The 7,650-nt window shown below is 66.2% G+C and carries 7 protein-coding genes; 6 read left to right on the forward strand and 1 reads right to left on the reverse strand.

The window, feature by feature from the left end; translation table 11 throughout:
- The first annotated feature begins 165 nt into the window (after positions 1–165).
- The 4 genes from KKR01S_RS04885 (at position 166) to KKR01S_RS11300 (ending at position 4,500) form a co-directional block, all read left to right on the forward strand.
- The gene (locus KKR01S_RS04885; protein ID WP_061225419.1) at positions 166–2,022 is read left to right on the forward strand and encodes a phosphoenolpyruvate carboxykinase (GTP); all 1,857 of its coding nucleotides are present in this window, start codon (positions 166–168) and stop codon (positions 2,020–2,022) included.
- A gap of 146 nt (positions 2,023–2,168) precedes the next feature.
- Positions 2,169–2,630 carry an RrF2 family transcriptional regulator gene (locus KKR01S_RS04890; RefSeq protein ID WP_058730290.1) on the forward strand — a complete coding sequence of 154 codons (462 nt, stop codon included), beginning with the start codon at positions 2,169–2,171 and terminating at the stop codon, positions 2,628–2,630.
- Positions 2,631–2,895: 265 nt separating this feature from the next.
- The gene (locus tag KKR01S_RS04895; RefSeq protein WP_058730278.1) at positions 2,896–4,098 is read left to right on the forward strand and encodes a globin domain-containing protein; all 1,203 of its coding nucleotides are present in this window, start codon (positions 2,896–2,898) and stop codon (positions 4,096–4,098) included.
- A 216-nt stretch (positions 4,099–4,314) separates the two neighbouring features.
- Complete coding sequence (locus KKR01S_RS11300) at positions 4,315–4,500, forward strand: type I restriction-modification system subunit M N-terminal domain-containing protein (protein WP_061225420.1); 186 nt, start codon at positions 4,315–4,317, stop codon at positions 4,498–4,500.
- A 1,231-nt stretch (positions 4,501–5,731) separates the two neighbouring features.
- Here the strand turns inward: KKR01S_RS11300 and KKR01S_RS04905 are convergent.
- Complete coding sequence (locus KKR01S_RS04905) at positions 5,732–6,556, reverse strand: Fic family protein (RefSeq protein ID WP_061225421.1); 825 nt, start codon at positions 6,554–6,556, stop codon at positions 5,732–5,734.
- A gap of 383 nt (positions 6,557–6,939) precedes the next feature.
- Here KKR01S_RS04905 and KKR01S_RS04910 point away from each other — a divergent pair, with 383 nt between their 5' ends.
- Positions 6,940–7,221, forward strand: coding sequence for a type II toxin-antitoxin system Phd/YefM family antitoxin (locus KKR01S_RS04910; protein WP_061225422.1), 282 nt, complete (start codon positions 6,940–6,942; stop codon positions 7,219–7,221).
- Positions 7,218–7,619: a type II toxin-antitoxin system VapC family toxin gene (locus tag KKR01S_RS04915; protein ID WP_244884109.1), complete on the forward strand. Its 402-nt coding sequence runs from the start codon at positions 7,218–7,220 to the stop codon at positions 7,617–7,619. Before KKR01S_RS04910 ends, KKR01S_RS04915 begins: the two co-directional genes overlap by 4 nt.
- The last annotated feature ends 31 nt before the right edge of the window (positions 7,620–7,650 follow it).

Raw genomic sequence — 7,650 nt, forward strand, 5'->3', positions numbered from 1 at the left:
CCCGGGCGTTCCGGGTTACGCTGGTCCCATCACACGGGCTCCCACCCGCGTGGCTGCGTCGTCCCCTCTCTCCGATGGATCGCTGCCGTGGCCACACCGGGAGAGCGCCGAACACAACGAAGTGCGTGATGGCCCGACGTGCGGGCCGGACCTGAAGGGAATCTCATGACTGACAACGTCGTCGGAACCAGCGGCCTGGAGCCGGCCGTGCGCGAGGCGCTGGAGAACGCGCCCACCACGCACCGGCACCTGCTGGAGTGGGTGCGGGAGGTCGCCGAGCTCACCCAGCCGCGGCAGCTGCACTGGGTGGACGGTTCCCGGCAGGAGTGGGATCGGCTGACCACCGAGCTGGTCGACGCCGGGACGTTTGTGCGCCTGGCCGAGGAGAAGTTCCCCAACTCCTTCGCCGCGTTCTCCGATCCGGAGGATGTGGCCCGGGTGGAGGAGCGCACCTACATCTGCACCGAGACCGAGGAAGGCGCGGGCCCCACCAACAACTGGATGGATCCGCAGCAGATGCGCGGGATCCTCACGGAGAAGTTCCGCGGGGCGATGCGCGGGCGGACCATGTACGTGATCCCCTTCGTCATGGGGCACCTGGATGCGGCCGAGCCCCGCTACGGGGTGGAGATCACCGATTCCGCGTACGTGGTGTGCTCGATGCGCATCATGGCGACCATCGGCTCGGAGGTCCTGGAGAAGATGACCCGGCAGGACGCGTTCTTCGTGGAGTGCCTGCACTCCGTCGGCGCGCCCCTGGCCGACGGCGAGCAGGACGTGCCGTGGCCGTGCAACCCGGAGAAGTACATCGTGCAGTTCCCGGAGAAGCGGGCCATCTGGTCCTTCGGGTCCGGGTACGGCGGCAACGCGCTGCTGGGCAAGAAGTGCTACGCCCTGCGCATCGCCTCCGCGATTGCCCACGACGAGGCGTGGCTGGCCGAGCACATGCTGATCCTGAAGGTCACGGACCCGCAGGGGGAGGTCCACTACATCTCCGGTGCCTTCCCGTCGGCCTGCGGGAAGACGAACTTCGCGATGATCCACCCGACGGTGGAGGGCTGGTCCGCGGAGATGGTCGGGGATGACATCTCCTGGATCACCTTCGATGCCGAGGGGCGCCCGCGCGTGATCAACCCGGAGGCCGGGCTGTTCGGCGTCGCCCCCGGCACCGGCTGGTCCACCAACCCCAATGCGATGCGCGCGGTGGCCGCGGGCAACACGATCTTCACCAACGTGGCGCTGACCGACGACGGCGGGGTCTGGTGGGAGGGCATGACCGACGAGGTCCCGGAGCACCTGACGGACTGGACCGGTCAGGACTGGACCCCGGATTCCGGTCGGCCGGCCGCGCACCCGAACTCCCGGTTCTGCACGCCCATCGACCAGGTGGACATGCTCGCCCCGGAGTACCACGACCCGGAGGGCGTGCCGCTGTCCGCGATCATCTTCGGCGGGCGCCGCAAGACCACGGTGCCGCTGGTCTCGGAGTCCTTCGACTGGGAGCACGGGGTGTTCCAGGGGGCGACGCTGTCCTCGGAGACCACGGCCGCGGCCAAGGGCCAGGTGGGCGTGGTGCGCCGGGATCCGATGGCGATGCTGCCGTTCATCGGCTACAACGCCGGGGACTACCTGCACCACTGGCTGGACATCGCGCAGCAGCACGGCGAGCAGAACATGCCGCGGATCTTCTACGTCAACTGGTTCCGCCGCACCCCCGACGGCGGGTTCGCGTGGCCGGGCTTCGGGGAGAACTCCCGGGTGATCCAGTGGATCGTGCAGCGGCTCAACGGCACCGGCGGCGGCCAGGAGACGCCGGTGGGCGTGGTCCCGACCCCGGAGGATCTGGACCTGGACGGGCTGGATGCCGACCCGGAGGACGTGGCCGCGGCCCTGCGGGTGGATGCCGAGGAGTGGAGGAAGGAGCTGCCCGGGATCGACGAGTGGCTGGAGAAGCTCGGGGACCACGTGCCGCCGCAGATCCGCGAGCAGCGCGAGGCCCTGGCCCGGCGCCTGGGCGCCTGAGCCGCGGCCCGACGACGGCGGCTGGCCGCTGCCGCTAGGATGGACCGCATGCCGATGACGGGGTCCGGGAATCGAGGAGTCGGTTTCCGGGCCCCGTCGTCGTGTCCGGTGCGGCGGATCAGGACCAGGGGGAGGAGGCCGCGCAGATGAAGCTGACCGCGTTCTCCGACGTCGGGCTGCGGGTGATGATGCTGCTGTCCGGGGTGCCGGAGGGCTCCAAGCTGACCACCCACGAGCTGGCCGACGGGGTGGCCACCCCCTATAACCACGTGGCCAAAGCCGTGGCGCGCCTGAGCGGGCTGGGGCTGGTGCAGGCCACCCGCGGGCGCTTCGGCGGGGTGCGGATCACCGAGGCCGGACGCCGGGAGTCCGTGGGCCACCTGCTGCGGGAGCTGGAGGGGGACCAGCCGATGGTCGAGTGTGAGGCGCCCGACGGCGAGTGCCCCCTGAACCACCTGTGCTCCCTGCGCGGGGTTCTCAACCGGGCGCGCGAGGCCTTCTACGCGGAGCTGGACGCCGTGATCATCTCCGAGCTGCCGCATTCCCGACAGATGGGCCCGGTCATGGTGCAGCTGGGCCTGCGCCCCCCGCAGGACGCCCTCGCCTGACCCTTCCCGGGGCGCGCGCGGGTTCGGGACCCTCCCGCCTCACCGCGACCCGGCGCTCTCGTTCCCACCCTTGCGCGAGACGGCGCTTTCGTTCCCAGAAAAGCCAGATTCGGGAACCGGAGCGCCGGCTCGGTGAAGCCGGTGCACCGGAGCGCCGTCTCGGTGCGCGCCGTCGGCCCCGCCCCGCAAGGGCGCCATCCCCGACATATTCAGCATCTCCCGTGCTAGTTTTGAAGGGCATCCCATCACCGGAGGAAGGAGCCCCATGCTCTCCGAGAAGTCCCGCCCCGTCGTCGAGGCGACCCTGCCCGTCATCGCCGAGCGGATCCCGCACATCACGCCGGTGTTCTACCGGGACATGTTCGCCGCCCGTCCGGACCTGATGGACGGCATGTTCTCCCGCTCCTCGCAGCTGGAGGGCACCCAGCCGCGGGCGCTGGCCGGGTCCATCGCGGTGTTCGCGCAGTGGATCGTGCAGCACCCGGATTCGTACCCGGAGGAGGTGCTCTCCCGGGTGGCCCACAAGCACGCCTCGCTGGGGCTGCGCCCGGAGGAGTACCCGACCGTGTACCGGTACCTGTTCGGGGCGATCGCGAAGGATCTGGGGGAGGCAGCCACCGAGGAGGTCGTGGCGGCGTGGACCGAGGTGTACTGGCTGATGGCCGACGCCCTGATCGCCCTGGAGAAGGGGCTCTACGCCGTGCAGGCCAATGACGTGATGCGCGCGCCGTTCCGCTTGGTGCGCCGGGTGCGGGCCGCCGACGACGTCGCGGACCTGACCTTCGAGCCGGCCGACGACACCCCGATGACCCCGGCTCAGGCCGGGCAGTACGTCTCGATCTTCTGCCGCGCCGAGGACGGTCTGCTGCAGCCGCGCCAGTTCACCCTGCTGCCCAGTGAGCCGGGGCAGCGGCGCATCGCGGTCAAGCTGGACCCGGCGGGGGAGATGACCCCGATCATCCTGGACAAGCTGACCGAGGGGGACGTCATCGAGATCTCCAACCCGTACGGGGATGTGACGCTGGGCGGTTTCGGGGACGACGGCGACGGTCCGCTGTGGCTGTTCTCGGCCGGGATCGGCGTGACCCCGATGATCGCGTTCGTCTCCGAGCTGGTGCGCCAGGGCTCCCAGCGGGAGGTGACGGTGGTGCACACCGCGCGGGATTTCGCCTCCTGGCCGCTGCGCGAGGAGCTGGCGGAGCTGGTGGCCCGCCTGCCGCACGGCCGGCTGATCTCCTGCACGACGGCGTCGGCGGAGGGAGACCACGCCGGGCGCGTGCGGGTGCCCGAGCTGGACGTGCCGGCCGACGCCGTGGCGTACCTGTGCGGGCCGCTGCCGTTCATGAAGGACGTGCGCTCGCAGCTGGTCGACGCCGGCGTGCCGGGCCAGCGCATCCGCTACGAGATCTTCGGCCCGGACCAGTGGATGCTGCACGACCAGGCCCGCGAGGAGCCGGCCGCGGCCTGAGCGGACGCCCGTCGTCCTTCTCCCTCCCGCACCGACCCGGCGCTCCCGTACCCACCCGGGCAGCGACCCGGCGTTCTCGTTCCCAGAAGCGCGATTTTCGGGAACGAGAGCGCCGGGTCGGCGAAGAGCCTGCAGGGGAGCGCCGGGGTCGGCGCGGCGGAGCCTCTACACTGGGGGAGTCCCCATGATCCCCGCCACCACCGTCGAGGTCTCATCTTGTTTAACCACGCCTCCTTCATCCGAGGTGCCGCGGACATCCTCCGCGGTACGTACAAGCAGCACGAGTACGGGGATGTGATCCTGCCGTTCACGGTGCTCTTCCGCCTCGATGCGGTGCTGGAGGCCATCCCTGATGTCCTACATCATAAGCAGACGCACGTCGGTTTGATGATGGATATGTAATTTCTTATATTACTTCTATGTCCAGAAAGTAACCGAGCTCAAGTTGCATTTAATACGATCGGGGAGTGTTATTAGTGATTAACTGGGAAATCTTATTATCGGGATCTAACGAAAGATTTAAAAATGTTGTGAAACTTCTGATTTCAGGATATATTCTAGCGACTGTCTTGTCAGTTGTGGGTATTGGTAATTCTGGGGTTACAAACATGGCAAGCGCTGTGCAGTTTTTTAAACTTTTTGCATTAAGCGATTGGATAAGGGATACATATGAAACTCTCGGTTCCGGGTATCCAAACCTTGCTCTTTTTCTAATTCTCTTGGTTTGGGCCATCCTGTCATGCCTAACTCTCTTCGGAACGTATCGACAACAGACCCCGACGACTCTCATGTCTAATGCGGATATTTCAGCAGCTTTAGTTTTGTCCCTATGGATAGACCTCGCCTCGTCGGGAAAAATTTTGAACCTCGGATTCGTTTTAATAATTGGGACTCTTGTGTGCATTTTATTTAAGTGTGGGAAGGAGAGTTTTTTGTGGCAATATTAGGATTCCTGGTGTCACCATTATACTTCTTGATCGCACCGTTGCTATGGTTTGCCAGTCCCGATAACCCAGATCGTGTAGACGGAGCTGTTGCGCAGCGTCCTGACGCCTGATCCGGTTGTCTACTGGACGACCTGGTCCGATGGACTCAAGGTCTAAAATCTAAAATCAAAATCTACGCGCAGGTGGCTCACGTGTGGCCTGGAGTGATAATGATGGTGTTACTATTGCACAGATTGCGAAGACTTATATAGTACATGGATGCCTTTTGTAATCAACTCTTTGCACTTGGGGTGTTCCCATGTTCCCTTTGATTCCTTCCCTTCGAGCCCTCTCTCCGTCAGCGTGAGCTAGGGTTGCAAATAATCGAGATTTTCAAATAAGCCTATCTTGAAACACTTTAAAACCCAGGCTGTCTGATTATGTTTGAAAGTATCACTTTCATGGGTCTGGATGGCCGCTTCCTGAGGATCGCTGATCAGCATTATATCGCCAAAGCCAACATGGAGCGCTCTCTGTTCAAATCTGATCCTTTGTGTCGGATTCGGGAATAAATTATTCAGTGAACTTTTCCCGTATTTTTCGCCCGGCCCGCTCCGCGAAGGCGTCGATGGCGGCCAGCACCTCGTCGCTGCGCCAGAAGGGCCCCAGCCGGTGTTCGCTCTTGGACCGCAGGATCCCGGCCTCGGTCAGCGCGCGCAGCGGCGGATACCGTCCGGCTGGCGCACTCCCAGCTCCTCGGCCGCGGTAGTGCTGGTCAGCACCGGCCTGCGGGGTAGCATGTCCAGCAGCCGCCACGCATTGGAGTTCTTCCGCGGCGTCAGCCGTTCATCCCAGCGGGCCCGGGTATCGTCGATCTCCTCCACCAGCCGCCGTCCGTTGGCAACGGCCCGCGGCGCCGCCAGGTTGAACTGGCCCACGATGGGGTCCAGATCCCCCGCCCGGTAGACATCCACCGCGGCGTGGTACCCTTCCACATCCGCGAGCAGCCCCGCGGAGACTGGTGCCGCCACGTTGCGCGTCACGTCGCGGTGGCGCGGCATCGCCTGCGCCAGGGCCCGGCCCGTGAGTCCGTTGCCGTCGGTGAACGGGTGGATCGTATCGAACTGGGCTTGGGCCAGCGCGGTTCTCACCAGCGGCGGCAGATCAGTGCGCGCGATGAACCGCACCAGATCCTCCATCAGCTCGGGGACGCTCCCGTGGTCCGGGGCCACGTAGGTGGCGCCGATGGGGGAGTCCGAGCGGGTGCCGATCCACACCGGCTCATCCCGCCATCGCCCCGGGGGGGGGGTGCCGCGGCGGCACTCCATCAGCACGGCGTGCATCCGCAGGATGGTCGGCGCGGTCAGCTTCTCGGAGAGTGTCAGTGCGGCGCGCAGCGCCCTGGTGTTCGCGGCGATCTCCTCGGCGTTGCGGCTGCGCTTCACACCCAGCGCCGCGCTGAAGATCGCGCGGGCCGAGGCTGTCAGGTTCTCGATCTGCGAGGAGGAGGCCGCCTCGGAGCGCAGCAGCACCGGGGCGAAGGAGGCTTACCCGCTGTCCCAGCTCGGCGTCGAAGCGCCTCAGCTCCTGGGCCGCCTGCTCCGCCAGCTGCTGGATCGGTGCCGCCAGCACGGGGGCGCGGTCCCGGATCAGCGGCGCCACGGTCGCCCGGTACATCGAGCTGCGCGCGCCCAGGGCGCCATCCACGCCCCAGCTCGCCTGCCTGCTGGGCGTCCAACGCCGCTCCTCGAAGCCGATGCCGGGCCACCCGTCTCTGCTCATAACGCCACCTCCCGTTTTTATGAGTAACCGCAGTTACTCATAAAAACCACTGGAGTTGCCCCCCGCTCGCCCCCACTCGCCGCGCCTGCTTCGCCCCTTCCCTGGCCTGTAGCACCGGTGCTACATTCAGGGCATGGCGATCCAGGCACACGATGAGCAGAGTCTCTCACAGCGTGAGCTGCGCAACGAGTCGGCGCGCGTGCTGAGGGAGGTGGCTGAGGGGCGATCGTTCGTCATCACCAACCGTTCGACGCCGGTGGCGCGTCTGGTGCCGGTGGACGTGGAGGAGCCGCGGCTGCGCGTCAGCCGCCCGGCGCGACGCCGGGGCGGCTGGACTCTGCCAGACCGGACGCAGGGCGGCAGTGGCCGCAGCGTCGAGGAGATCCTCGATGAGCTGCGGGAGGACCGCGTGTGAGTCGGCGGCTGACGGTCTACGTGGACACCTCAGCGATGGCGACGCTTCTGCTCGGACAGGCGCGGGCTCCAGCGCTTCTGGAATGGCTCAACACCAGCGAGGTGGATCTGGTCTCCTCCGATCTTCTGGAGACGGAGCTGCGACGGGTGGGCTTCCGCGAGGACCTGCCGCAGTCTGAGGTGAGCGCGGTCCTGGACGGGGTGACCCTCTTCGGCCTCGATCGGACCGTCTTCGTGGGGGCGGGGCTGCTGCCGATGCCCTATCTTCGATCTCTGGATGCGCTGCATCTTGAGTCAGCGCTCATGCTGTCCGCAGATGCCCTGCTGACCTACGACCACCGCTTGGCTGATGCAGCGCATGCGGTCGGTCTCCGAACGGTGGCACCCGGGGAGGACTGAGCGACCCGGCGCTCCCGCACCCACCCATGCA

Origin of the sequence: Rothia kristinae NBRC 15354 (assembly GCF_001570865.1) — a bacterium.
GTDB classification, from domain to species: domain Bacteria; phylum Actinomycetota; class Actinomycetes; order Actinomycetales; family Micrococcaceae; genus Rothia; species Rothia kristinae.

Bases quoted from the DNA above. Each gene is read 5' to 3' on its own strand.
- KKR01S_RS04895 (WP_058730278.1), top strand. From the start codon at position 2,896: ATGCTCTCCGAGAAGTCCCGCCCCGTCGTCGAGGCGACCCTGCCCGTC.
- KKR01S_RS04885 (WP_061225419.1), top strand. From the start codon at position 166: ATGACTGACAACGTCGTCGGAACCAGCGGCCTGGAGCCGGCCGTGCGC.
- KKR01S_RS04890 (WP_058730290.1), top strand. From the start codon at position 2,169: ATGAAGCTGACCGCGTTCTCCGACGTCGGGCTGCGGGTGATGATGCTG.
- KKR01S_RS04910 (WP_061225422.1), top strand. From the start codon at position 6,940: ATGGCGATCCAGGCACACGATGAGCAGAGTCTCTCACAGCGTGAGCTG.